The organism is Tessaracoccus flavus, assembly GCF_001997295.1.
Classification (GTDB): Bacteria; Actinomycetota; Actinomycetes; order Propionibacteriales; family Propionibacteriaceae; genus Arachnia; species Arachnia flava.
This window is the reverse complement of record NZ_CP019605.1, coordinates 1,298,674-1,321,967: the sequence shown is the minus strand read 5'-3', so window position 1 is coordinate 1,321,967 and position 23,294 is coordinate 1,298,674. Positions and strand designations below refer to the sequence as shown.

The 23,294-nt window shown below is 67.7% G+C and carries 18 protein-coding genes, 1 tRNA gene and 1 pseudogene; 13 read left to right on the top strand and 7 right to left on the bottom strand.

Annotated features, from left to right (window positions below):
• The first annotated feature begins 37 nt into the window (after nt 1–37).
• Both metH and RPIT_RS16095 read left to right on the top strand, forming a co-directional pair.
• Nucleotides 38–3,505 carry a methionine synthase gene (gene metH, locus RPIT_RS06060; protein ID WP_077344233.1) on the top strand — a complete coding sequence of 1,156 codons (3,468 nt, stop codon included), beginning with the start codon at nt 38–40 and terminating at the stop codon, nt 3,503–3,505.
• Nucleotides 3,471–5,122 (top strand): annotated as a pseudogene (locus tag RPIT_RS16095) (HAD-IA family hydrolase). Before metH ends, RPIT_RS16095 begins: the two are co-directional and overlap by 35 nt.
• On the opposite strand, the gene RPIT_RS06045 reads toward RPIT_RS16095, so the two are convergent.
• Nucleotides 5,048–5,404, bottom strand: a complete 357-nt coding sequence (locus RPIT_RS06045) for a DUF3054 domain-containing protein (protein ID WP_077341588.1) — start codon at nt 5,402–5,404, stop codon at nt 5,048–5,050. The pseudogene RPIT_RS16095 and the gene RPIT_RS06045 overlap by 75 nt on opposite strands.
• Before the next feature lie 27 nt (nt 5,405–5,431).
• Here RPIT_RS06045 and RPIT_RS06040 point away from each other — a divergent pair, with 27 nt between their 5' ends.
• The 3 genes from RPIT_RS06040 to der are packed head-to-tail and all read left to right on the top strand — an operon-like array spanning nt 5,432 to nt 8,526.
• A complete protein-coding gene (locus tag RPIT_RS06040) occupies nt 5,432–6,511 on the top strand; it encodes a prephenate dehydrogenase (protein ID WP_226996356.1) in 1,080 nt (359 codons plus the stop codon).
• On the top strand, nt 6,511–7,155 hold the full coding sequence (gene cmk / locus RPIT_RS06035) for a (d)CMP kinase (protein ID WP_077341585.1): 645 nt from the start codon (nt 6,511–6,513) through the stop codon (nt 7,153–7,155). Before RPIT_RS06040 ends, cmk begins: the two co-directional genes overlap by 1 nt.
• A gap of 6 nt (nt 7,156–7,161) precedes the next feature.
• Nucleotides 7,162–8,526, top strand: coding sequence for a ribosome biogenesis GTPase Der (gene der / locus RPIT_RS06030; protein WP_077341583.1), 1,365 nt, complete (start codon nt 7,162–7,164; stop codon nt 8,524–8,526).
• 19 nt (nt 8,527–8,545) lie between these two features.
• Here the strand turns inward: der and RPIT_RS06025 are convergent, their stop codons facing one another.
• The gene (locus RPIT_RS06025) at nt 8,546–9,952 is read right to left on the bottom strand and encodes an HNH endonuclease signature motif containing protein (protein ID WP_077341581.1); all 1,407 of its coding nucleotides are present in this window, start codon (nt 9,950–9,952) and stop codon (nt 8,546–8,548) included.
• A 161-nt stretch (nt 9,953–10,113) separates the two neighbouring features.
• Between RPIT_RS06025 and RPIT_RS06020 the strand changes: the two genes are divergently transcribed.
• The 3 genes from RPIT_RS06020 to RPIT_RS06005 all read left to right on the top strand — a co-directional run bounded on the left by RPIT_RS06020 (nt 10,114) and on the right by RPIT_RS06005 (nt 14,055).
• Nucleotides 10,114–10,187 (top strand) — tRNA-Pro (locus RPIT_RS06020).
• Nucleotides 10,188–11,233: 1,046 nt separating this feature from the next.
• On the top strand, nt 11,234–12,844 hold the full coding sequence (locus tag RPIT_RS06010; RefSeq protein ID WP_077341577.1) for a carboxylesterase family protein: 1,611 nt from the start codon (nt 11,234–11,236) through the stop codon (nt 12,842–12,844).
• A 146-nt stretch (nt 12,845–12,990) separates the two neighbouring features.
• Nucleotides 12,991–14,055: a saccharopine dehydrogenase family protein gene (locus RPIT_RS06005; protein ID WP_077341575.1), complete on the top strand. Its 1,065-nt coding sequence runs from the start codon at nt 12,991–12,993 to the stop codon at nt 14,053–14,055.
• Nucleotides 14,056–14,065: 10 nt separating this feature from the next.
• On the opposite strand, the gene RPIT_RS06000 is transcribed toward RPIT_RS06005, so the two are convergent.
• Complete coding sequence (locus tag RPIT_RS06000) at nt 14,066–15,529, bottom strand: protein adenylyltransferase SelO (RefSeq protein ID WP_077341573.1); 1,464 nt, start codon at nt 15,527–15,529, stop codon at nt 14,066–14,068.
• Between the two features lie 548 nt (nt 15,530–16,077).
• Between RPIT_RS06000 and RPIT_RS15945 the strand changes: the two genes are divergently transcribed.
• The 3 genes from RPIT_RS15945 to RPIT_RS05990 are packed head-to-tail and all read left to right on the top strand — an operon-like array spanning nt 16,078 to nt 16,868.
• The gene (locus RPIT_RS15945) at nt 16,078–16,206 is read left to right on the top strand and encodes a hypothetical protein (protein ID WP_257787343.1); all 129 of its coding nucleotides are present in this window, start codon (nt 16,078–16,080) and stop codon (nt 16,204–16,206) included.
• Complete coding sequence (locus tag RPIT_RS15625; protein WP_218121569.1) at nt 16,203–16,352, top strand: multicopper oxidase domain-containing protein; 150 nt, start codon at nt 16,203–16,205, stop codon at nt 16,350–16,352. Before RPIT_RS15945 ends, RPIT_RS15625 begins: the two co-directional genes overlap by 4 nt.
• A 39-nt stretch (nt 16,353–16,391) precedes the next feature.
• Entirely contained in the window at nt 16,392–16,868 is a 477-nt protein-coding gene (locus tag RPIT_RS05990; RefSeq protein ID WP_162274508.1) for an ASCH domain-containing protein, read from the top strand.
• A gap of 16 nt (nt 16,869–16,884) precedes the next feature.
• Here RPIT_RS05990 and RPIT_RS05985 read toward each other — a convergent pair whose 3' ends face one another.
• Together RPIT_RS05985 and RPIT_RS05980 are read right to left on the bottom strand one after the other, a co-directional pair.
• A complete protein-coding gene (locus RPIT_RS05985; protein ID WP_077341569.1) occupies nt 16,885–17,292 on the bottom strand; it encodes a four-helix bundle copper-binding protein in 408 nt (135 codons plus the stop codon).
• Between the two features lie 100 nt (nt 17,293–17,392).
• Nucleotides 17,393–19,060, bottom strand: coding sequence for a formate--tetrahydrofolate ligase (locus tag RPIT_RS05980; protein WP_077341567.1), 1,668 nt, complete (start codon nt 19,058–19,060; stop codon nt 17,393–17,395).
• Between the two features lie 85 nt (nt 19,061–19,145).
• Here RPIT_RS05980 and RPIT_RS05975 point away from each other — a divergent pair, with 85 nt between their 5' ends.
• Nucleotides 19,146–19,835 (top strand): alpha/beta fold hydrolase, encoded by a 690-nt coding sequence (locus RPIT_RS05975; protein WP_077341565.1) that lies wholly within the window; start codon nt 19,146–19,148, stop codon nt 19,833–19,835.
• Between the two features lie 59 nt (nt 19,836–19,894).
• Here RPIT_RS05975 and RPIT_RS15235 read toward each other — a convergent pair whose 3' ends face one another.
• Nucleotides 19,895–20,848, bottom strand: a complete 954-nt coding sequence (locus tag RPIT_RS15235) for a hypothetical protein (protein ID WP_162274445.1) — start codon at nt 20,846–20,848, stop codon at nt 19,895–19,897.
• A gap of 606 nt (nt 20,849–21,454) precedes the next feature.
• Between RPIT_RS15235 and RPIT_RS05965 the strand changes: the two genes are divergently transcribed.
• Entirely contained in the window at nt 21,455–22,735 is a 1,281-nt protein-coding gene (locus RPIT_RS05965; protein ID WP_077341561.1) for an O-acetylhomoserine aminocarboxypropyltransferase/cysteine synthase family protein, read from the top strand.
• Nucleotides 22,736–23,041: 306 nt separating this feature from the next.
• Here the strand turns inward: RPIT_RS05965 and RPIT_RS05960 are convergent, their stop codons facing one another.
• Nucleotides 23,042–23,275 carry a hypothetical protein gene (locus RPIT_RS05960; RefSeq protein WP_077341559.1) on the bottom strand — a complete coding sequence of 78 codons (234 nt, stop codon included), beginning with the start codon at nt 23,273–23,275 and terminating at the stop codon, nt 23,042–23,044.
• Between the last annotated feature and the right edge of the window lie 19 nt (nt 23,276–23,294).

The following is a 23,294-nucleotide window of genomic DNA, read 5'->3' as shown; positions in this document are numbered from 1 at the left end:
TCGCCGCGGCGGAGCCCGGTAGCCTGACCTGGTGCCTATCACCTTGTCTGAACTGCTGAACACCCGTGTCCTCGTCGCCGATGGGGCGATGGGGACCATGCTTCAGTCCTTCGGCGAGCTCTCGCTGGAGGACGACTTCCAGGGGCTCGAGGGATGCAACGAGATCCTCAACGTCACGCGACCCGACGTCGTGGCGCAGGTCCACCGCGCCTACTTCGAGGCGGGGTCAGACGCCGTCGAGACCAACTCGTTCGGCACCAACCTCGCCGCCCTGGCCGAGTACGACATCGTCGATCGGCTCGAGGAGTTGGCAGAGGCAGCGGCCCGCATCGCGAGGGGAGTGGCCGACGAGTTCTCGACCGATGAGCGGCCGCGGTTCGTGCTGGGTTCGGTCGGCCCGGGGACCAAGCTGCCGACCCTCGGCCACGTGTCCTTCGCCCAGATCCGCGACGCCTACCAGGCGCAGATCGAGGCCATGGTCCGCGGCGGGATCGACGGCGTCCAGATCGAGACCTGCCAGGACCTGCTGCAGGCCAAGGCGGCGGTCATCGCCGCCAAGCGGGCCCGCACAGCGCTCGGGGTCGACCTGCCGATCCTCGTCAACGTGACGGTCGAGACCACCGGCACGATGCTGCTGGGGTCCGAGATCGGCGCGGCCCTGACGACCCTCGAAGCCCTCGGCGTGGACTGCATCGGGCTGAACTGCGCCACCGGGCCCGCGGAGATGAGCGAGCACCTGCGCCATCTCGCGCGCCGCGCCGGGGTCGCGATCGGCGCCATGCCCAACGCCGGACTTCCCGAACTCACCGCCGACGGTGCCCGCTACCCGCTGGGGCCCGAGGGGCTCGCCGACGCACTCGGCACCTTCATCGACGACTACGGCCTCGCCGTCATCGGCGGCTGCTGCGGGACCACCCCCGAGCACATCCGCCTGCTCGCCGATCGGTTCGGCGGCCGCGAGGTGGTGGCACGCGAGCCACAGGACGAGCGCTCGTGCTCGAGCCTCTACATCGAGGTGCCCTTCGAACAGGATCTCAGCTATCTCAGCATCGGGGAGCGGACCAACGCCAACGGATCGAAGGCGTTCCGCGAGGCCATGCTCGCGGAGAACTGGGACGAGTGCGTCGACATCGCGAAGGCGCAGGCCCGCGACGGCGCCCACGTCCTCGACCTCTGCGTCGACTACGTGGGCCGCGACGGAGTGGCGGACATGTCGGTGCTCGCCCATCGACTGGCCACCGCGGTCACGCTGCCTGTGGTCCTGGACTCGACCGAGCCCCCGGTCCTGCAGGCCGGCCTGGAGCGCCTGGCTGGGCGCTGCGTCATCAACTCGGTCAACTACGAAGACGGCGATGGGCCCGAGTCCCGGTTCGGCCGGATCATGCCCATGGTGCGTGAGCACGGGGCCGCCGTCGTCGCACTCACCATCGACGAGGAGGGCCAGGCCCGCACCGCCGACTGGAAGGTGCGCGTCGCGTCGCGGCTCATCGACGACCTCGTCGGTAACTGGGGCATGCACGTCGGCGACATCCTCGTCGACTGCCTCACGTTCCCGATCGCCACCGGCCAGGAGGAAACCCGGCGCGACGGTATCGAGACGATCGAGGCCATCCGCGAACTCAAGCAGCGCTACCCCGGTGTGCGCACGACGCTGGGTGTCAGCAACGTCTCGTTCGGCCTCAATCCCGCGGCCCGCATCGTCCTGAACTCGGTGTTCCTGCACGAGTGCGTCCAGGCCGGACTCGACTCGGCCATCGTGCACAGCGCCAAGATCCTGCCGATGGACCGCATCCCCGACGAGCAGAAGAACGTAGCGCTCGATCTGGTCTACGACCGGCGCTCCGACGGCTACGACCCGCTGCAGCGGTTCCTCGAGCTCTTCGAGGGCGTGACGGCCGCCTCCGCCCGGGCTACCCGCGCAGCCGAGCTCGCCGCCCTGCCGCTGGCCGAGCGGCTCGGCCGCCGGATCATCGACGGCGAGGCCAAGGGTCTGGAGGCCGACCTTGACGAGGCGCTGGCGGACAAGCCCGCCCTCGACATCATCAACGACGACCTGCTGGCCGGCATGAAGGTGGTCGGCGAACTCTTCGGCTCCGGCCAGATGCAGCTGCCGTTCGTGCTTCAGTCGGCCGAGGTGATGAAGACGGCCGTCGCCTACCTCGAGCCCCACATGGAGAAGAGCGAGTCGAGCAGCGGCAAGGGCACGCTGGTGCTCGCCACCGTCCGCGGCGACGTCCACGACATCGGCAAGAACCTCGTCGACATCATCGTCAGCAACAACGGCTACACGGTGGTCAACATCGGCATCAAGCAGCCGATTCAATCAATCATCGACGCGGCCGAGCAGCACGGCGCGGACGCCATCGGCATGTCCGGCCTCCTCGTGAAGTCGACCCTGGTGATGAAGGACAACCTGACCGAGCTCAACCGGTTGGGGCTCGCCGACAAGTACCCGGTGCTCCTTGGCGGCGCGGCGCTGACGCGCACGTTCGTCGAACACGATCTGAACGACATCTTCGACGGGGAGGTGCGCTACGCCAAGGACGCGTTCGAGGGGTTGGCCCTCATGGACGCGGTGATGGCGGTCAAGCAGGGGCTGCCCGGCGCCGCCCTGCCGGAGCCCAGGCGACGCCGGCACGCCAAGGTGACGGTTGACGAGCCTGCAGAGCCGGGGCAACGCTCCGAGGTGGCGCGCGGCGTCGATGTGCCGGCCCCGCCGTTCTGGGGCACCCGCGTGGTCAAGGGCATCCCGCTGGCCGATGTGGCCGCCTGGCTCGACCACCGGGCCACCTTCATGGGCCAGTGGGGGCTGAAGTCGCTGCGCGGCGGACCGAGCTTCGACGAGCTCGTCGAGACCGAGGCCCTGCCGCGGCTGCGCTCGTGGATGGACCGGATCAAGACCGAGAACCTCGCGGAGTTCGGCGTGGTGTACGGGTACTTCCCCGTGCACTCGGAGGGCGAGACGCTCGTCGTCGGCCATCCGGACGAGCCCGGCCGCGAGCTCACCCGCTTCACGTTCCCTCGGCAACGGCGCGACAAGAGGCTCTGCCTGGCCGACTTCTTCCGCGATCGGGAGGAGGCCGCCGAGCTCGGGCCTGACGTGCTCGCCATGCAGCTTGTCACGATGGGCAGCCGGGTGGCCGAGGCCACGCAGCGGCTGTTCGACGACAACAAGTACCGCGACTATCTGGAGCTGCACGGGCTGTCGGTGCAGCTCACCGAGGCGCTGGCCGAGCACTGGCATTCACGAGTGCGGGAGGAGCTGGGCCTGGCCGGCGACGGGTCGATCGACGCGGCCATCAGGGACCAGGCCTACCGGGGTTCGCGCTACTCGTTCGGCTATCCGGCGTGCCCGAACCTGGAGGACCGCGCGAAGCTGGTCGAGCTGCTCGAGCCGGCGCGCATCGGCGTCGAGCTGAGCGAGGAGCTTCAGCTGCACCCCGAACAGTCCACCGACGCGATCGTCGTGCATCACCCGGAGGCGAAGTATTTCAACGCTGGCTAGACCCAAGGCAGTCCTGTGGGACTTCGACGGCACCCTCGTCGACACCGAGCCGCTATGGGCAGCGACCGAGCAGCTCATGATGGCCGAGCGGGGGCTCGCCTTCACCGCCGACCAGATGAAGTCGATGCACGGCCAGTCGGCGTGGCTGACCGCCGAGATGATCGCAACGGCCTTCGGTGAGCCGCACCTCGTGGCCGACGTCTACGACGAGCTCCACCGACGCATGGCTACCCACCTGCGCACCAACGATCTGCCGTGGTTGCCCGGGGCCAGGGAACTCCTCTCGGAGCTTCACGCTGAGAACGTGCCGTGCGCGGTGGTGACCGCGAGCAACAACGTGATCGTCGACGCGGCGCGCGACCGCCTGCCCGACAATGTGGCGTTCATCGTCACCTCCGACGACGTCCAGCGCACAAAGCCACATCCGGAGCCCTACCTGACCGCGATGGAACGGCTCGGCGTCGCCGGTGCGGACACCGTGGTGCTGGAGGATTCGGTGCCCGGCACCACATCGGGGCTCGCGGCGGGCGCCGTCGTCTACGCTGTACCGACGCTCGTGAAGCTCGAGCCCCAGCCCCGCATGGTGATCTCACCGACAGGGCTGGCGGAGACCTCGTGGGCTGACCTGATCCAGGTGTGGAAGGACTATTCGTGAATCTCTCCGGTGTGAAGACGGGCCCGCTGCAGGCGGGGGAGCGCGTGACGCTCACCGACGGCAAGGGGCGCCGCAAGTCGGTCCTGCTCAAGGACGGCGGTGTCTGGCACACGACGAAGGGCGCGGTCCGCCACGACGACCTCATCGGGGGCCCCGAGGGGGTGACCGTGACGTCGGCGGGCGGCATGCAGTATCTGGTGCTGCGGCCGATCCTCAGCGAATTCATGGTGTCCATGCCGCGCGAGGCGGCGGTGATCTATCCGAAGGACGCCGCCCAGATCCTCATGTGGACCGACATCTTCCCTGGCGCCCGGGTGTTGGAGGCGGGCGTCGGGTCCGGCGCGCTCAGCCTCGCGTTGCTGCGCGCGATCGGCCCCGATGGGCACCTGCATTCGTACGAGCGCCGGCAGCAGTTCGCCGACGTGGCCGCCGCCAACGTCTCCACGTGGATCGGCGGGCAGCATCCCGCCTGGGAACTCACGGTGGGCGACCTCGTCGAGGTGATCGAGGACGAGCCGATCGACCGGGCCATCCTCGACATGCTGGCCCCGTGGGAATGCATCGACGCGGTGGGGGAGCGGATGGTGCCCGGCGGCGTGCTCTGCTGCTACGTGGCCACCGCCACCCAGCTCGGTCGCGTGGCGGACACACTGCGTGCCCACGGCGGCTTCACCGAGCCTCACGCAACGGAGACCACGGTGCGCGACTGGCACGCAGAGGGCCTGGCGATCCGGCCGGGGCACGGGACCTCGGGCCACACCGGGTTCCTCATCATCTCCCGGCGGCTGGCGCCGGGGCAGACCGCCCCCATGCGCAAGCGCCGCCCTGCGCCGGGTGCCTACGGCCCCGATTACCAGGGCCCGCGCCCGGCCAATATCCCCGCGGAGTTAGGCGGGGCGGTAGCGCCTTCTCCGGAGCAGGTCGACGACGCGCCAGCCCCCGAAAGCGCCACCGAGGAATAGGGTCGCGACGATGAAGAACGCCGGGGCTGCGGTGTCCCCGCTCGCGATGCGCAGCGCCATGCCGGCCAGCAGCGTGGTGAGCCACACGATGATGGCGGCACGGGCGCCGCGACCGTCGTTGCCCAGCGCGCCGAGCGCCACCCAGGCGATGAGGCACGCCGCGAGAAACGGCCACGCCGTCGAGACCACGCCCAGGGGGTCCAGACCGTGCGATGCGCGGCCGATGACCGCGAAGACGACGACGGCCGTGAGGTCGAGTGCGATTGGCACGAGGCGCTTCATGAGCGCCACTATAGGAGGATGAATTCGATGGGAGGGGCCGTGAACGTCCTCATCCTCGGCGCCGGTCTGGTCGGTTCGTCGCTGGGCCTGGCGCTGACGCGTGCTGGTTACGCCGTGCGCCTGTGGGACATCGTGTCGTCCCACTCGCTCGTGGCCGCCGGCCTGGGGGCCGGTGAGGTCTCGAACGAGGCCACCGACAATCCGGACATCGTCGTCGTGGCCACGCCTCCCGCGGTCATCCCGGAGTTGGTGGCGGAGGTGCTGCAGAAGTTCCCCGGCGCGGTCATCACCGACGTCGGCTCGGTGAAGGCGCCGATCCTCGCCGCCGTCGCTGAGCTCGCGCCGGAGCACTCCCGCTACGTCGGCTCGCACCCGATGGCCGGTTCGCAGTTCACCGGCCCGCTCACCGCATCGGCCGATCTGTTCCGCGACCGGACCTGGGTGGTCACCCCTGAGGGCGGCAACTCCGAGGCCGACGTCGCGGTCGTCACCCGCCTGGCCACGGACGTCGGTGCCCGGGTGGTGGTCATGCCGCCCGACGAGCATGACGAGGCGGTCGCACAGGTCAGCCACGTACCGCACCTGATGAGCATTCTCACCGCCAGCCATCTCCGGGAGGTACCGACCGACAATCTGCGGTTGGCTGGCCAGGGCATCCGCGACGTGACCCGGATCGCCGGGTCCGACCCGGGGCTTTGGCGCCAGATCCTCACGTCGAACGCCGAGGCGGTTCGCCATGAGTTGGAGGAGGTTGCCGCGGACCTGCAGCATCTCATCGGCGTGCTGGATCGTCCGGAGGAGTTGGAGCGGTTCCTGGCCATCGGTCAGCATGGTGCGCATTCGCTCACCGGCAAGCACGGCCACGATCCCCTCGAGTTGGTGACTGTGACTGTCGAGATTCCGGACGAGCCCCGTGCGCTGGCGCGGCTGTTCACCGACATCGGCGAGGAAGGGTTCAACGTGGAGGACTTCGAGCTCAACCACGACCCGGCGAGGGAGATCGGGTACCTGTCGATCTCGGTGGAGACCGACGTGGCCGAGCAGTTCCGCGCCAACATCATCGCGCGCGGTTGGACCGTGTGGGCTGCGCACCGGGGAGGTAACTGATGCTGATTGCCATCGATGGGCCGAGCGGGTCGGGCAAGTCGACCACGGCCAAGCTGCTGGCCAGGCGCCTTGGCCTCGGCTATCTCGATACCGGGGCCCTCTACCGCGCGGCCACGACGGAGTACCTGCGCTGCTTCCCCGAGGGCGCTTCCGGCGACGAGGTGGCCCGCCTGGTCAGCGATGCGCACCTGGTGTGCGACACCAGCCCGGACGCCCCGTGCTTCTCCATCAACGGAACCGACGTGACGGCTGAGATCCGGGAACCACGCATCTCGGCGGCAGTCTCGACAGTGGCCACGAACCTCGAGGTACGCCGCCTGCTGACCGCCCACATGAGGCGGGTCATCGACGAACACGGGCGGCGCATCGTCGTGGAGGGCAGAGACATCACCACGGTGGTGGCGCCAGACGCTGACGTCCGCGTGCTGCTCGTGGCCGATCCGGAGGCGCGGGTGGCCCGGCGTGCGGCCGAGGTTGCGGGGAAGGCGAACCGCGATGAGGTCACCGACCAGGTGCTGCGGCGCGACCGCGACGATTCCACCGTCTCCAACTTCACCGACGCGGCCGACGGGGTGACGGTCATCGACTCCACGTTCCTCAGCCCTGACGAGGTCGTCGACCGCATCATCGCACTGCTTCCTTGAGCCCCGATAGGATGGGGCATTCCCCAATCTGAAGGAGCCCCCGTGACCGAGCTTGCCAAGCCGATCGTGGCCGTGGTCGGCCGCCCCAACGTCGGCAAGTCCACGCTGGTCAACCGCATTCTGGGCCGCCGCGAGGCGGTGGTGCAGGATCAGCCGGGCGTGACGCGTGACCGGGTGTCGTACGACGCGAACTGGAACGGCCGGGAGTTCGTGCTGGTCGACACCGGCGGCTGGATGTCCGATGCGAAGGGCATGGCTGCTGCCATCGCCGAGCAGGCCGAGTTGGCCATCAGCATGGCTGACGCAGTGCTGTTCGTCGTCGACGCGACGGTGGGCACCACAGACGAGGACGAGGCCGTCGTGCGCGTGCTGCGGCGCTCCAAGAAGCCCGTCGTCCTCGCGGCCAACAAGGTCGACGACCAGCGCCACGAGGCGCTCGCGGCCACGATGTGGAATCTCGGGCTGGGGGAGCCCTACCCGGTCTCCGCCATGCACGGTCGCGGCTCGGGTGACCTGCTCGACGCGCTCCTGGACTCCATCCCGGAGGCTCCCCGCGAGCAGGACGTCGAGGAGGCTGGCCCGCGTCGTGTCGCGATCGTCGGCAAGCCCAACGTCGGCAAGTCGTCCCTGCTCAACAAGCTGGCCGACCAGCAGCGGGTGGTCGTGTCGGATGTCTCCGGCACCACCGTCGATCCCGTCGACGAGATCGTCGAGGTGGGCGGGCAGGTGTACCGGCTGATCGACACGGCTGGCATCCGACGCCGGGTGAAGGAGGCCAGCGGGCACGAGTACTACGCCAGCCTGCGCACCCAGGCCGCCATCGAACGGGCTGAGGTCTGCATCATGGTGGTCGACGCCTCGGAGCCGTTGACCGATCAGGATCTCCGCATTCTCAGCTCGATCGAGGAGGCTGGGCGTGCGCTCGTCATCGCGTTCAACAAGTGGGACCTGACAGACGAGGAACGCCGCCGCTATCTGGAGCGCGAGATCGAGCGCGACCTCGTCGCCTTCCGCTGGGCCCCGACCGTCAACATCTCGGCGCTGACCGGCCGCAACGTCGACAAGCTGAGCAAGGCCATCGAGGCCGCCGCGGCGGGCTGGGAGACCCGCATCTCGACCGGCAAGCTCAACGCCTTCCTCGGCCGTCTCGCTGCGGCGCATCCCCATCCTGTACGCGGCGGCAAGCAGCCCCGGATTCTCTTCGGCACGCAGGCGCAGACCAGTCCGCCGACCTTCGCCCTGTTCACCAGCGGACAGATGGACGCGACGTACCTGCGCTTCATCGAGCGGCGTCTCCGTGAGGACTTCGGCTTCGTCGGCAGCCCCGTGCACGTCGAGATCAGGGCGCGCGAGAAGCGCAAGGACCGCTAGGTCAGGGCCTCGGTACCGGTCAGACCGCGAGGGCATGGGCATGCTCCCGCCTTGGCTGACGGCCGGGTGGGGAGGAGACCGACCGGGAGTCGGCACCGGATTCGCGGAGCCGACGCGGCGCGGCTATGCACGGCCGCCCGGACTCCTCGTCGATCCAGAGACGCCATCGGTCTTCGCGCCGTCGGGCCCGGTCCGGTTCGACAAGGGCGTGATGGTGCGGGCACAGGAGCGCCAGATTGGAGAGCGCCGTTTCACCGCCGTCGATCCACGGCACGACGTGATGGGCGTCGCATCCCGTGTCTGGGATGTCGCAGTTGGGGAAGACGCAGCCCCGATCCCGGAGGCTCAGGGCCCGTCTGATGGCGGGGGTCACGAGTCGGCGCGACCGTCCGACATCCAGGATTTCCGACCGCGCCCCCAATACCACCGGAACCAGGTCTGCGTCGCAGCAGAGGCGCCGGAGCTCACCCGCGCTCAGTTTGTCGCCGGAAGGCAGAATCCCTGCGCCATCGGCTCGCGATTGGAGCGCATCAAGGCTTACCGTCACCACGAGCCTCGGCCGATCCCCGACAGTGGTGGGAGTGTCGCGCACGTGCCGGCTCAGTTCCACCAACGCATCGGCCCGGCGCTGGGCGGGGGTACGGCGGGCGTCCACCCCACGCTGCTCGCGGAACTCAGCGGGGCCTGCCCCTGCGTCACGGAGATCCCGCTCCCTGTTCCGTGCGGCTCTGCGGTCGCGTTCCACGAAAGCCTCGATGCTGCGGATGAACGGAGTTGCCTCCGCTTCGGGCAGCGATCCGCGAAACCACACTGACCCATCACCGTCGTCGCCGTACTGGAACGACCGGCGCGCGACGGCTCGCGCGCGGCGTGCCTCTGTGGCGTTGGCTTCGGCCGACTGGTCGGGAATCAACTCGGGCGCTACCTCTGCCAGCACAGCGGGAGCGAGTCTGCCCAGTTGCCTCGGGGTGTGGGAACCAGCCTTCGTCACCAGGATCTCTTCGGCCCTCTTTCGCGCGAGCGGAGTCAGACCGTCGGGCAACTCGGCCATGGCGCGGCTGATCGCCGCGGCGTGCCGATCGGAGATGTCACCTGCCAGAGCGGCGTCACGAGCGGCTTCATGCTTGTTGACGGCCGAGGCGTGGAACACCTGGCTGGCGGCCTCCTTGTTGTCCCTGTGTTCGTCGAGCGCGATCAGAGAGGTGATAGGCGTGCCGGTGGCGGGGAGGGCCGCGTTCGCCTGGTCCACCTCATCGATGAGCACATGGCTGAGGGTGGCCATCCTCTCCACCACTCGACGCGCCAGCCGCATGAGATGCACCCGCTCCTCACAAGACAGCGTTTGGCGCTGGGTGTGGTCGACGGACGACAGCAACTGATCGGCCGCTTCCAGGACCGCCAGGGTGCTGCGTCGGGTGTCATTCATGGAACGATTCTAACCGAACACCTGTTCCATACATACGTTCTAATGTATCCGTTATCTAATCGTTACCTTGAGGGTTGCGTGATGCGTGCGCCGCGCATGGGGCCCGATGTGCCAACCGGCGCAGAACTCGCTAAGCTAAGCGAGTTGCCTCAGGGCAACGGCGGGCTGTAGCGCAGCTTGGTAGCGCACTTGACTGGGGGTCAAGGGGTCGCAGGTTCAAATCCTGTCAGCCCGACAAGGTGTTTGTCCTTGTCAGATGGACATTGAGTTGTCTGTAGGGACGCCGTGCATGACTCAGCGTTGGGCCGGCGGCTCAACAAGTCAAATCGACCGAAGGAGAGCTTCTCCCGGTCTCTCTGGAACGGTCTGCAATCGAACAACTGGTGAGGTGAGCGTGAAAGCGAGGGGGCGTGAGATCATTCTTGCTCTGGCCTCGATCTCGCTGGGGCTCTTGGCTCTCGCATTGTCCACGACATTCACCTGCTCGGAAGTGTCGTGCGGTCCAACCTTGGACCCCTTTGCCCTCTTCTTCGCTGTTGTAGCTTTCATCGTCGCGGGGCTGCTTCTCTTCGGGAGGCGACGCCGCTGACCGAGTGGTGGCACCGTGACGGTTGCCGTGGACGGTTCGTCACGGCGCCGCACACACAGCAGCCGTGAATGAACCAGTCACCGCGGCCCCGCCCCCAGCTGTCATCGCGTTCGAACGCGTCGGTGTCACAAAGGAACGTTGCAACCTGAACCACACCCACCAGCGGGTAGTAGTTTCGCAGCACCCCGACGCATAAAGTGCCTTGTCAGACCATCAATTGGTTGGGCAGGGCCCTTTCGCATGCCAGAGGGCGTTCAGCCGCCCAGCGGGTATGCGTGGCGTGCTCGGCCTGCACGGCGAGGGCCGCCAGGCCCGCACCCAGACATGAGAAGAGTCTGGAACTCCAAGAACGTGAGCGTGCGGGGCGCGGGTCGCCGCCTGCGCCCCAGTGCGCCTCCGCATCACCCAAGGAGCGACTGCAGCTCAGGTCAACTTTGGTATTGGGGTAGAACTAACTCCTTGACGAACCGAGACCCCTACGTAAGTTTCACAGCACAACCAATTGTGGTCGTCGCCACGCGAACCGCGTCCCAGTCCCAATGGTGGGGCCAAGGGTCCGTCGCGAGCGGGGGAGGAGGTGCGCAGACCCATAGCTCGATGGCCAGCGGGCATCACCGAGCGCAACGGGGCGCTCACGCCGTTCGGCCAGTCACTCCCGGACATCAACCCATTCCGCCTCGAAAGGCATCACCATGAGAAAACTCATCGCGTGCGCCATCGGCATTCTGATGGCATTCAGCTTCGCAGCACCTGGCAACGCCATGCCGGTTGCGAGCGGCAACAACGTACACACCTTCCAGGCCGGGGCCTTTGAGGCCCACGACGGCTGGTACTCCGGCGAGATCCTCGTCGGGTGGCACGGCAACGGCAACAACACCACCGACCTCACGTTCACGGGCAACACGGGTGACGTCGTCGCCACCCCCTTCACCGTGGAGAGCAACAAGCAGCGGGAAGGCGCCGTGGGCGTCGAGATCGAGATGACGGCAGAGGAGCAGGAAGTCGTCTTCACCCTCACCAGAGTGAACGGCAAGAGCCTCACCACCACTGTCGAGGTACCCGCGCTCTACGCGGACACCGTGACGACCCATGCTCTGCGCACTGCGATCAACCCCGGCTACTACTATTCGGGGGCCCTCATCGACGCGGGCATCACCATGACCGCCGGTTCCGTGGACAAGGACTCCTTCCTCGCCAAGGCACGCGTCACCGAATACAACGGCGACGTGCAAGGTGGGTTCGGCAACTTCGGCTGGGACCCCGAGAAGTCGGACTATGCGCTCGGCGATGGCTGGGCGATGTGGAACGTCGTTGACGCCTACGTGTCCGACGCCGACGGAAACAGGGTGGAGAAGGGCCAGTACGTGAAGCTCGACATCGAGTGGGGCACGAGGACCGTCGAGGCCGGGAACGCGGCGGAACGCTACGACGTGCCTGCGACCCGGGCTGCCTGGTACGTCGGAGCGAGCCCCTGGACCTCCTACATGTCCTTCGCGACCGTCGACCTGGAGATCGAGCCGACGGCGTCGGCCCCGGTCGGCCTCCTCGATGCCGACTTCGTCCAGGGCGAGACGCAACACGATCCCCTCTTCGATCAGTTCCAGCTCAGCGAGGCCCCCGGCGGCGGCATGGCCGCGCTCTACACGCCCGACAACGCAACGGCTGACAACAGGCGCCCGCTGCTCGTCTGGTTCCACGGCACCGGCGAGCGCTACAACGGCGGAAACGCCGGCGGCAATCTGGTCGGCAACAGGGCTCTGTCCTTCGCCGACGAGGAGTTCCAGTCCGCTCTCGACGGCGCCTACGTCCTCGCACCTCAGTCCACCACCAGTGGGTGGAACCAGTCGCGCCTCGCCGACATGGAACAGCTGATCCAGTCCGTGATCGACAACAACCATGTCGATCCCGACCGGGTCTACGTCGGAGGTCTGTCGATGGGAACAGGGATGACCACGCCCCTGATCACGTCGCTGAATGAAGGCGCGATCGACTTCGCGGCTGCCATGCTCGTCTCTGGCGGCGGCCTGAGCGCGGCCCAGGCCGGAATCGTTGCAGACAAGGGCATCGCCGTGTACCTCGTGGGCAACACGTCGGACGGTGCCGCAAACAACCAGCCGGCGGCCCTGGAGAACCTGCTGGCCGCTGGTGCGGATGCCAAGATGATGCGCTACCCGGCGGGACCGGTCTTCGACGGGACGTACTACTACGGCGCGCACGATTCCTGGAACTACGTCTACAACAACCTGGTGGTTGACGAAGAGGGAGTGACCATCTTCGAGTGGCTCGCCAATCAGAGACGCTGAGTTCCTGACATCTGCCACGGCGGAGGTCGCACGCGCGACCTCCGCCGTTCGCCGCGCCAATCGGCCGCCGGGCGTCGGCGCATCGGGGGCCCGAGGGGACGAGCAAATAGAGTAGGAAGACCTCGTTCCAAGGAGTGGGTGATCGCATGAAATGGCTGATTTTCGGTGCCTATGGGTACTCTGGCGCGCTCATCGCACGAGAAGCCAAGGCGCGTGGGCTGACGCCGGTGCTCGCCGGCCGCAACCCTGACAGGCTCCGTCCGCTGGCCGACGAGCTCGGCCTGGACTGGCGCGCTTTCGCCCTGGACCGACCAGACGATCTCGACGGCGGCCTCGAGGGAATCGGATTGGTACTGCACTGCGCCGGACCGTTCTCCCGAACGAGCGCACCCATGATCGAGGCCTGCCTGCGCAACGGTGCCCACTACCTCGACATCACCGGCGAGATCGACGTCTTCGAGCACGCCCACGCCCAGGCCAACCGTGCGCGCCTGGCCGACGTCGTCCTGTGCCCCGGAGTGGGCTTCGATGTGATCCCGACCGACTGCGTGGCGCGCGTTCTCGCCGATGAACTGCCCGACGCCACCCACCTCCTGCTCGGGTTCGACGCCGCCTCCGGCCTGTCGCCTGGCACGGCGAAGACAGCGGCCGAGTCCGCCGGCTACGGAGGCCGGATCCGACGCGACGGCAGGCTGGTCGCGGTGCCCCTGGGTCACGCACCTCGCCGGATCGACTTCGGCCGCGGAGCCACGACGGCGATGACGATCCCCTGGGGGGACGTGGCCACCGCGTACTACAGCACCGGCATCCCGAACATCGCCGTCTACGTGCCCGCATCGCGTCGAGCGATCGCCGCCGCGAAAATCGCCGACTATCTTCGCCCGCTCCTGCGCACCGGTGCCGTGCGCGCGATGCTCACGGGTCTGGCTGAGAGGTACGTGACCGGGCCCGACCTCGCCGCCCGCGAGCGTGGATCGACGTACGTCTGGGGCGAAGCGCGCAACTCACTCGGCGAGGTCCGGACCGCACGGGTGAAGACGGCCAGCGGCTACGCCGTGACGGTGACCGGCTCCCTCGCCGTCGTCCAGCACCTGCTGGAGACCTCCGTCGCCGGCGGCAGTTACACCCCGTCGCTGCTGCTGGGGCCACGGTTCTTAGAGACCCTGCCGGGCACCGACGGGCCGATCGTCGTCTCGGATCAGTCCATCTGAGCTGGGACGCTCAGGTGCCGCAGAAGGTCTCGTAGGGGCCGAAGGTCGAGGGGGCGGGGGCTGCGTAGCGTTCCAGGCCGGCACGCTCGTGGAACGGGTTCGCCACCGCCTCAAGTAGCCGTGCCAGCGGGTCCAGGTTCCCCTCGGTCCCTGCTGCGAGAGCCTCCTCGACCAGGTGGTTCCGGGGGATGTAGACGGGGTTGACCCGGTCCATCGCGTCGGCTTGCGGACGCAGGTCCCGCCAGCGCCCCAGCCAGGCATCGAACGCCGTGGCGTCGTCGAACAGCCCACGGGCGGGGCCATCGTCGCCTCGGGCTGCGGCAGCGAGATGGCGGAAGAACGACGTGTAGTCGACCTGATCCTTCTGGAGCAGGGCGAGCAGATCGTCGATGAGCGGCGAGGCGACCGCGTCGTTCAGCTCGTCGGGCAGACCGAGCTTCGCCCGCATGCCGGCCAACCAGGCAGCGGCATACCGGCCGGGGAAGGCGGTGAGACGCTCCACCACGAGCGCGACGGCCTGCTGCTCATCCTCGTGCACCAGCGGCAGGAGGGCTTCGGCCAGGCGCGCCAGATTCCACTGCGCGACCATCGGCTGCCTGCCGTAGGCGTAGCGTCCACCCCCGTCGATCGAGCTGAAGACCGTGGCCGGGTCGAACGCCTCCATGAAGGCGCACGGCCCGTAGTCGATGGTCTCGCCTGAGATCGTCATGTTGTCGGTGTTCATGACCCCGTGGATGAAGCCGACGAGCATCCACTGCGCCACCAGCGACGCCTGCGCTGAGAGCACCGCCTCGAACAGCTCCAGATAGGGATTGTCGGCTTCCGCGGTGTTGGGGTAGTGACGGGCGATCGCGTGGTCGGCGAGACGCTGCAGAAGGTCGATGTCGCCGGTTGATCGGGCGTACTCGAAACTGCCCACCCGCAGATGGCTGCTCGCTATCCGGGTGAGCACTGCTCCGGGCAGCAACGCCTCGCGGCGCACGGTCTGCCCCGTCGCCACCACCGCCAGGGAGCGGGTGGTCGGAATGCCGAGGGCATGCATCGCCTCGCTGATGACGTACTCGCGGAGCATCGGCCCGACCGCGGCAAGACCGTCGCCGCCGCGGGCGAACGGGGTGCGCCCCGACCCCTTCAGGTGGACGTCGAGCCGCTGCCCAGCATCATCGACGATCTCCCCGAGCAGGAGAGCGCGGCCGTCACCAAGGAGAGGGGAGTACCCGCCGAACTGGTGCCCTGCGTAGGCCTGCGCCACCGGCGTGGCGCCCTCAGGCACGACGTTGCCGAGCAGCAGGCGGAGCCCGTCGCCGCTGCGAAGCCCCTCGGGGTCCCAGCCCAGCTCGACGGCCAGCGCCTGGTTGAGCACCAGCAGTCGCGGGTCGGGCACCGGCTGCGCCTCCCAGGGCACACCCATCTCCGGGACATCGCGGGCGAAGCTTCGGTCCAGGGCGATGGCCGAGGGCGGCACGAGTTTCATCCAGACGAGGATACGTCGATCCACGGGTCGCTCTGAGACATTGACTGAGCGCATACGTCCGCAGGCGCCGGTGGAAGGGGGCCCGGAACCGCGCCGACTACTCCAGCCGAGGTGAGTTCAATGACGATCTCCCGCCGCACATTCCTGACCTGCACCGCCGGGGGCACGCTTGCCCTCTGCGTCATCGATCCCGCCACGGGTGCTCGCACCCTGGTGACAGCGAAGCTGCCTGGAGGCGCGCTGCCGGCTGGTTCCATCCGACAGTTCGTGACGCCGCTCGTGGTGCCCCGACCATGCCGAGATCGCGTCGGCTCAGCCGCCCGGCCGGCCCGATCGACTACTACGAGATCTCCGTCCAACAGTTCGAGCAGCAGATCCTGTCGGGCGAACACCCCGCGACGACGGTCTGAGGCTACGGCCCGGCGGAGGCGAGGGTCGGCACCTCCACCACGCGCCGTCGATGACCATCGAAGCGGAGCACGGTGTGCCGGTCAGAGTCCGGTGCATCAACGACCTCGTCGACGACTGCGGACGCCCATCCCGTCCATGTGCACGAGACCCCCTTCCAGGTCCTCGGCCGCGCCCAGATCACGCTGGAGGGTTCGGAGTACGTCGTCGGGGTCGGTGATCCGATCGCGCAGCTGCCGAGCGGGAACACGGCCTCAAGGACACCGTGATCGCCTACCCGGAGATGGTCACCCGCATCCGGATGACCTTCACCAACCCGGGACAGTTCGTCTGGCACTGCCACGTCCTCGAACACGAGAACAACGAGATGATGCGACCGTTCAGAGTCGGCCCCCCGCAGCCAGGGCAGCCGTAGCACCACCACTGAGCCGTGTCTCCAGGCAGGATGGGGGGTGTGGACATCAACACCTTCTGGGAACACTCCCGCAATGGCGCCAACCTCAGCCCGTTGGCCGAGTGGATCGGTCAACGGGTGAGGGGTACCGTACCCCCGCCAGCAGTAGCGTTCGGTCAGACACCGGCGGAGGCGGAACAACTCGCACGGGCTGTGTTGGCGGGGCAGAAGACGACAGCGACCAGCATGCTCTGGCAGTACGACGACGACATCCCGCTTCCGGAAATGGGGGACCTGGCGATCGTCGTCGACGGTGCTGGCACGCCACGCGCGCTCATCCTCACCACCGAGGTCAGGGTTGTCCCATTCTCCGACGTGGACGAGGCGCACGCGCTGGGGGAGTCCGCCTCTCTGGAGGCCTGGCGCAACGAGCAGGCGGCCGCGGCTACGGCTGCCGACGATGGGAACCACCCGCTGACTCCGGACACTCCCATGGTGCTGGAGAGGTACGAGCTCCTCTATCCGGTCAGCGGGTGACTCCCGAGGGGTGGGCTCAGAGCGCGGCCAGCAGGTCGCGACACGCCTTCTCGCAGCGGCGGCAGCTCTCCGCGCATACCTTGCAGTGTTCGTGGTGACCGGCGTGCTTCTCACATTCCTCCGCACACGCGGCGCACGCGGCGGCGCACAGCTCAAGCGCCTGGCGAAGGAGCTGGACATTCGGCTGTGTCTGCCTCGTCAACAGAGCACCGGTCATGGCACACACGTCAGCGCAATCCTGATTGAACCGGATACAGGCGCGCAGGTCCGCCACCATCTCCTCGGCAAGGCAGGCGTCGGCACAGGCGGTGCAGCACTGGGCGCAGTCGAAACAGGCGTCAAGGCACTCGGCGAGTTGGGAAGCGCTGAGCAGCGGTTCACCGGGATAGGTCTCAAGCATCCTCGCGGCGGTCGACATGGTCATTCCTCCAATCGAGGGAGTCGCTTCAACTCCCAGACCCCCATGCTAAACCGAGAATCCCTCGCTGAATCGTTCGCCACGAAAAGCACCCAAAGGGGTGGGCTCAGAACAGCCCGGTGATGAGGCCGTCGTCAAGGCCGATCGTCTCGGCCGCGGGGCGGCGGGGGAGACCGGGCATCGTCATGATCTCGCCGCACAGCGCGACGACGAACCCGGCGCCGGCGGCCAGCCGTACCTCGCGGACCGGGATCTCGTGCCCGTTGGGTGCCCCGATGAGGCGAGCCTCGGCCGTGAAGGAATACTGCGTCTTGGCCATGCACACCGGCAGGTGCCCGTAGCCGGCCTCCTCCCATGCCTGCAGGCGACGGCGCACGGACTGGGGCAGGTACACCGACTCCGCACGGTAGATGCGCTTAGCCACCGTTTCGAGCTTGTGCGCCAGGGAGAGGTCGTCGGGGTACAGAGGACGAAAGTCGGCCTCGCCGGACTCGGCGATCTCCGACACCGCCGTTGCGAGTTCGGCGGCTCCCGCTCCCCCCTTCGCCCAGTGGTCGGCCACCACAGCGCGCACTCCGTTGCGGGCGCAGAGCGACTGGACGGCTCTGAGCTCGGCGTCGGAGTCGCCGTCGAAGTGGTTGAGCGCCACCACCAGCGGAACGCCGAAGAGCTTGAGGTTCTCGACATGGCGCTCCAGGTTTGCGCACCCCGCCAGCACGGCCTCGACGTTCTCGCGGCCGATGTCGGCGAGCGGCACCCCACCGTTGGCCTTCAGAGCGCGGATCGTCGCGACCAGCACCACCGCGTCCGGCCTGAAGCCCGCCACCCGGCACACGATGTCGAAGAACTTCTCCGCTCCGAGATCCGCCCCGAACCCGGCCTCGGTCACGACGTACTCGGAGAGGTGGAGCGCTGTGCGCGTGGCGATGAGTGAGTTGCAGCCGTGGGCGATGTTGGCGAAGGGCCCGCCGTGCACGAAGGCCGGGTTGTTCTCCAGGGTCTGCACGAGGTTCGGCTGCAACGCATCTTTGAGCAGCACCGTCATCGCACCCTCGGCGCCCAGATCGGTGGCTGTGACCGGTGTGCGATCAAACGTCTCAGCGACGACGATCCGCCCTAGCCGGCGTTCCAGATCCTCGAGATCCGTTGCGAGACAGAGTATGGCCATGACCTCGCTCGCGGCGGTGATGTCGAAGCCCGTCTCGCGCGGCTGGCCGTTGCCGGGGCCGCCCAGAGCCACGACGGCCTCGCGGAGCGCCCGGTCGTTGACGTCCATCACGCGACGCCACGTCACCCGCCGAGGATCGATCCCCAACGAATTGCCCCAGTGGATGTGGTTGTCGAGCAGTGCGGCCAACAGGTTGTGGGCGCTGGTGACCGCGTGGAAGTCGCCGGTGAAGTGGAGGTTCATGTCCTCCATCGGCACGATCTGTGCGAGCCCGCCACCGGCGGCGCCGCCCTTCATACCGAAGTTCGGACCGAGACTCGCCTCACGGATGCAGACCGTAGCCTTCCGGCCGATGCGGTTGAGCCCATCCGCCAGCCCCACAGTCGTGGTCGTCTTCCCCTCTCCCGGGGGAGTTGGGCTGATCGCGGTCACCAGCACGAGCTTGCCCACCGGTGCCTCCTGCACGTCGACGAGGGCCTTATGCGACACCTTGGCCTTGTCGTGCCCGTAGGGGAGGAGGTCAGCCGGGCTGAGGCCCAGGCCGGCACCGATCTCGTTGATCGGCTGGAGGTCAGCTTCGCGAGCTATCTCGATATCGGTCTTCATTGCCCGTTCTCTGTCCGGAGATCTCAAGGGGGTTAACCCCCGAAGGTGAGGCTAGCGCGTCGGGAGGGCGGGGTTAGAGTGGAGGATGGACATCATCCTCATCCCAGGCCTGTGGTTGGACGAATCGTCGTGGGACCGGGTGGTCCCGCTTCTGAGGGAGGCGGGCCATCGTGTGGTTGCCGTCAACCCCCCAGGCCACGACGGGCAGGACCCCTCCACCGTGACCTACGGCGACCTCGTGGCCACCGTCGTCAACGAGATCGATCACGCGCACGGGAGATGTCTCGTCGTCGGGCACTCGGCCCACTGCGCTGCAGCATGGGCGGCCGCGGATCGGCGCGTCGACCAGGTGGCAGGGGTTGTCCTCATCGGCGGTTTTCCCATCCCGGACGGCTCGGAGATCCTCGACGGCTTTGAACCCTCGGACGGAGTTCTGCCGTTCGTGGGTTGGGACGCCTTCGACGGGCCGGACACCGCAGACCTTGATCAGCAGGCGTTGGCTGAGCTTGAGGGCGCGATGTCGCCGGCCCCCGCGGCCTATGCCGTCGGTCCCCAACACCTCCAAGACGAGAGGCGCTACGACCTCCCTGTGACGCTCGTGTGCCCTGAGTACACACAGCAGGATCTCCAAGCATGGGCCCAGAGCGGAGCGCCCCACCTCAGCGAGTTGTCGCGGCTTCGACGGGGCCGCTACGTCGATCTCCATTCCGGCCACTGGCCCCAGTGGTCGATGCCCCGGAAACTCGCCGACGTCATCTTGGACTGCACCGACTGACCGACGACGCGCAGATGGGGCCCCGCGCATGCGGAGCCCCATCGATCGCGATGGCCGCGCTACCGGCTGTAGCCGCCGAACATCACGATGTGGTTGAGCGCCCACTGGTTCTGCTGACCGAAGGTGTACCCGCCGGAGCTCGTGGGCTTAGCGAAGTAGACCGTTGTCAGGCGGTAGGCACGGCAACCGTTGCCGCCCGTGGCTGCCGTGTTGCACTCGGTGCGCCACTGCGCGCCGTCTCCACCGACGAAGGTGCCGGGGCGGCCCAGCGGGTTGTTCGCCCACTGCGACTGCTTCATGAAGGGCAGGTAGGTCAGGTTGTTGAACGCCCAGCCCCGCTCCAGGGTGTAGGTCGACCCGGTGCGCTTCACGACGCTCGCCCAGATCTCCGCGCGGCAGCGCTCCGTCTGCGAGTACGGCTCGCAGGTGGTCCGCCAGTCACGCCCGCCGACCTCGTGTGTACCGGCCAGCGTGTATGGCGCCGTCCGGGTGAAGGAGGGGGCTGGCGACGGCGATGGTGACGGGGACGGTGACGGCGATGGTGACGGGGACGGTGACGGCGATGGGTCCGGCGCCTCCGTCACGGTGTACACCAGGTGCCTCCATGAGTCCCACTGGCGGTCGGAGCAATCGAACTGCAGCGTGATCGGGCCGGGTTGAAGAGCCACCTGCTGGGGGCCCTCGGGGTGCAGGTCGGCAAGGAACTCGTGGGGAAGCACGAAGCTGCCACTGAAGGTCCCGTCCCCAGCGATGGTCGCGGTGTCGACGAGCACCGGGTAGCGCGACTGTCCGTAGTTGGCGGTGAAGCCCACCCGCACGCGATCTGCCGTCGTGCCAAGGACAGAGACGCAGCCCTCCCCTGAGTAGTGGATCACCGTGTCCGGCGGCCCCGACGTCGGCGTGACGGTGACTCCCGGCGCACCGTGCGCACTGCCCCAGACCGCAGCGCCAAGTACCAGACCGCCCAGCACGACCACGGTCGCCCGGGTGCGTAACGATCGACCAACATTCATGTTGCCCCCCTTAAGATCTTCCCGTCGGATTTGACATAGAAGTGAGGAGATGCTATCTCGTCGGGGATCGGCGAGTCTAGCCTTCGCTTCACACGCAGCCTGAGGTGAAACGGATGGGGCCCCGCGATTGCGGGGCCCCATCGTCGTCAATACCTTGCTACCGGGTGTAGGTACCGAACATCACGATGTTGTTGAACACCCACTTGTTCTCCTGTCCGAAGGTGAAGCCGCCCACGCCGTCGGGCGAGGCGTGGTACACCGTCGTCATGCGGTGCGAGCGGCATCCGTTCCCACCGGTGGCGGGGCTGTTGCACTCAGTGCGCCACTGGGCGCCGTCCGGCGACTGGGCCGACGAGGCCTGTCGCCGATCCGACCGCCAGCGCTGCTGTGAGCAGCGCGCTGACGAGAGCTGGTCGTTTCATCATTGAACGCTCCGTGGTGGCTGAGAATCTTGCCTCCCCAGTTCGCCATGGTCGGACCAAGCCCGCCAGCCATACCGCTCAGGCGAGCACTCTCACTGAGCGACGAGGTCCGCAGCCGGGGATCTTGCTGACGGCGAAACGGACACCCGTTGTGGAGCGTCGTCTTGCCGCTAGGTTGACGCGCATGAACTACCGCCCAGAAACCCTCGCCGTCCACGCCGGGCAGGAAACCGCGGACCCCGCGACGAACTCCCGTGCGGTGCCTATCTACCAGACCACCAGCTACGTCTTCGACGACGCTCAGCACGCCGCCGACCTGTTCGCGCTGCGCACGCCGGGCAACATCTACACCCGCATCATGAACCCGACGCAGAGCGTCCTCGAGACGAGGGTCAACGCCCTCGAGGGAGGCGTCGGCGCACTTGCCACCGCCTCCGGTGCGTCCGCGGTGACCTACTCGGTGCTCAACCTCACCTACGCCGGCGACAACATCGTCGCCCTCTCCACCCTCTACGGCGGCACCTACGCGCTGTTCGCCCACACGCTCGCGCAGTTCGGCATCGAGGCCCGCTTCGTCGATCCCTCGAAGCCGGAGGACCTCGCGAAGCACGTCGACGAGAAGACCAAGCTCGTCTTCGGCGAGACGGTCGGCAACCCGGCTCTGAACGTCATTGACCTCGACGCCTGGAGCGCGGCGGCCCACGAGCTCGGCCTTCCCTTCATCCTCGACAACACGGTGCCGACCCCCGTGCTGACGAGGGCGTTCGACCACGGCGTCGACGTGGTGGTCCACGCCGCGACCAAGTACCTCGGGGGACACGGCACGAGCCTCGGTGGGGTCATCGTCGACTCGGGCAACTTCGACTGGGCCGCGCACTCCGAGCGCTTCCCGGGCCTCACCAAGCCCGACGATGCGTACCACGGCGTCGTCTGGACAGAGGCAGCCGGGCCGGCCGCCTACATCATCCGCGCGCGCACGGTGCTCCTGCGCAACACCGGTGCAGCCATCGCGCCGATGAACTCCTTCCTGCTGCTACAGGGCATCGAGACGCTGCACCTGCGCATGGAGCGCCACAGCGAGAATGCGGCCAAGGTGGCGCAGTTCCTCGTCGACCACCCCAAGGTGACGTGGGTCAACTACCCGGGCCTTGAGTCGAGCCCGAGCCACGAGATCGCCAAGCGCATCCTCAAGGGAGGATTCGGCGGGCTCGTCTCGTTCGGTGTCGACGGCGGCAGGGATGCCGGGCAGAAGGTAGTGGAGTCCTTCGAACTGTTCAGCCATCTCGCCAACATCGGTGACGTGAAGTCACTCGCCATCCACAACGCCTCCACCACCCATTCCCAGCTGGGGGAGGACGAACTCGCCGCCGCGGGCGTGCCCGCCGAAATGGTGCGCCTGTCGGTGGGTATCGAGAACATCGACGACATCCTCGCCGACCTCAGCCAGGCGCTCGACCAGATCTAGCGCCGACGCCAGCCCGGGGGCGGAGACGCCAACCGGGAGACGCACATGCCAACGGGTCGCTGGAAACGCCAACAGCTAGACGGAAACGCCAACTGACAGAGCCTAAGGCCGACGAAAACCATCGACGCCCGCGAGATATCGCGGGCGTCGATGGGTCTCGGGGGCGTCACTGGATGTCGGTTGGCGTTCCGCGGCGCCCGTTGGCGTTCCGCGCCGCCGGTTGGCGTTCCGCGTCACCCGTTGGCGTTCCGCGCCGCCCGTTGGCGTTTCGCGCCGACGGTTGGCGTCGGGCTCGCCCCTCACGCCTCAGAGGTCGTCGGTGGCTTCGTTCGAGACCCGCTGCCGAGGTGAGTTCGCCTCGTGCTGCCGGTGCGCCTCGATCTTGTCCTCCGGCACGGCGCCGTCGGAACCGTGGGCGAATTCCTCGCTGGAGTCTGGTGCCTGCCCGGAATCCTCGACGGGCTCGTCGATGTAGGTCTCTTCGTTGGGTCCCGGGACCGCGTCGTGGGGTGAGTTGGCGTCGTAGCCGTCGTCAGTCATGTCTTCTCCTCGAGGTTGA

What these genes read in the sequence shown, in the direction of transcription:
- RPIT_RS06045 (WP_077341588.1), bottom strand. Translation starts at nt 5,404, where the DNA reads ATGAAGCGCCTCGTGCCAATCGCACTCGACCTCACGGCCGTCGTCGTC.
- RPIT_RS06040 (WP_226996356.1), top strand. Translation starts at nt 5,432, where the DNA reads ATGGGAGGGGCCGTGAACGTCCTCATCCTCGGCGCCGGTCTGGTCGGT.
- cmk (WP_077341585.1), top strand. Translation starts at nt 6,511, where the DNA reads ATGCTGATTGCCATCGATGGGCCGAGCGGGTCGGGCAAGTCGACCACG.
- RPIT_RS06025 (WP_077341581.1), bottom strand. Translation starts at nt 9,952, where the DNA reads ATGAATGACACCCGACGCAGCACCCTGGCGGTCCTGGAAGCGGCCGAT.
- RPIT_RS06010 (WP_077341577.1), top strand. Translation starts at nt 11,234, where the DNA reads ATGAGAAAACTCATCGCGTGCGCCATCGGCATTCTGATGGCATTCAGC.
- RPIT_RS06005 (WP_077341575.1), top strand. Translation starts at nt 12,991, where the DNA reads ATGAAATGGCTGATTTTCGGTGCCTATGGGTACTCTGGCGCGCTCATC.
- RPIT_RS06000 (WP_077341573.1), bottom strand. Translation starts at nt 15,529, where the DNA reads ATGAAACTCGTGCCGCCCTCGGCCATCGCCCTGGACCGAAGCTTCGCC.
- RPIT_RS05985 (WP_077341569.1), bottom strand. Translation starts at nt 17,292, where the DNA reads ATGACCATGTCGACCGCCGCGAGGATGCTTGAGACCTATCCCGGTGAA.
- RPIT_RS05980 (WP_077341567.1), bottom strand. Translation starts at nt 19,060, where the DNA reads ATGAAGACCGATATCGAGATAGCTCGCGAAGCTGACCTCCAGCCGATC.
- RPIT_RS05975 (WP_077341565.1), top strand. Translation starts at nt 19,146, where the DNA reads ATGGACATCATCCTCATCCCAGGCCTGTGGTTGGACGAATCGTCGTGG.
- RPIT_RS15235 (WP_162274445.1), bottom strand. Translation starts at nt 20,848, where the DNA reads ATGAATGTTGGTCGATCGTTACGCACCCGGGCGACCGTGGTCGTGCTG.
- RPIT_RS05965 (WP_077341561.1), top strand. Translation starts at nt 21,455, where the DNA reads ATGAACTACCGCCCAGAAACCCTCGCCGTCCACGCCGGGCAGGAAACC.
- RPIT_RS05960 (WP_077341559.1), bottom strand. Translation starts at nt 23,275, where the DNA reads ATGACTGACGACGGCTACGACGCCAACTCACCCCACGACGCGGTCCCG.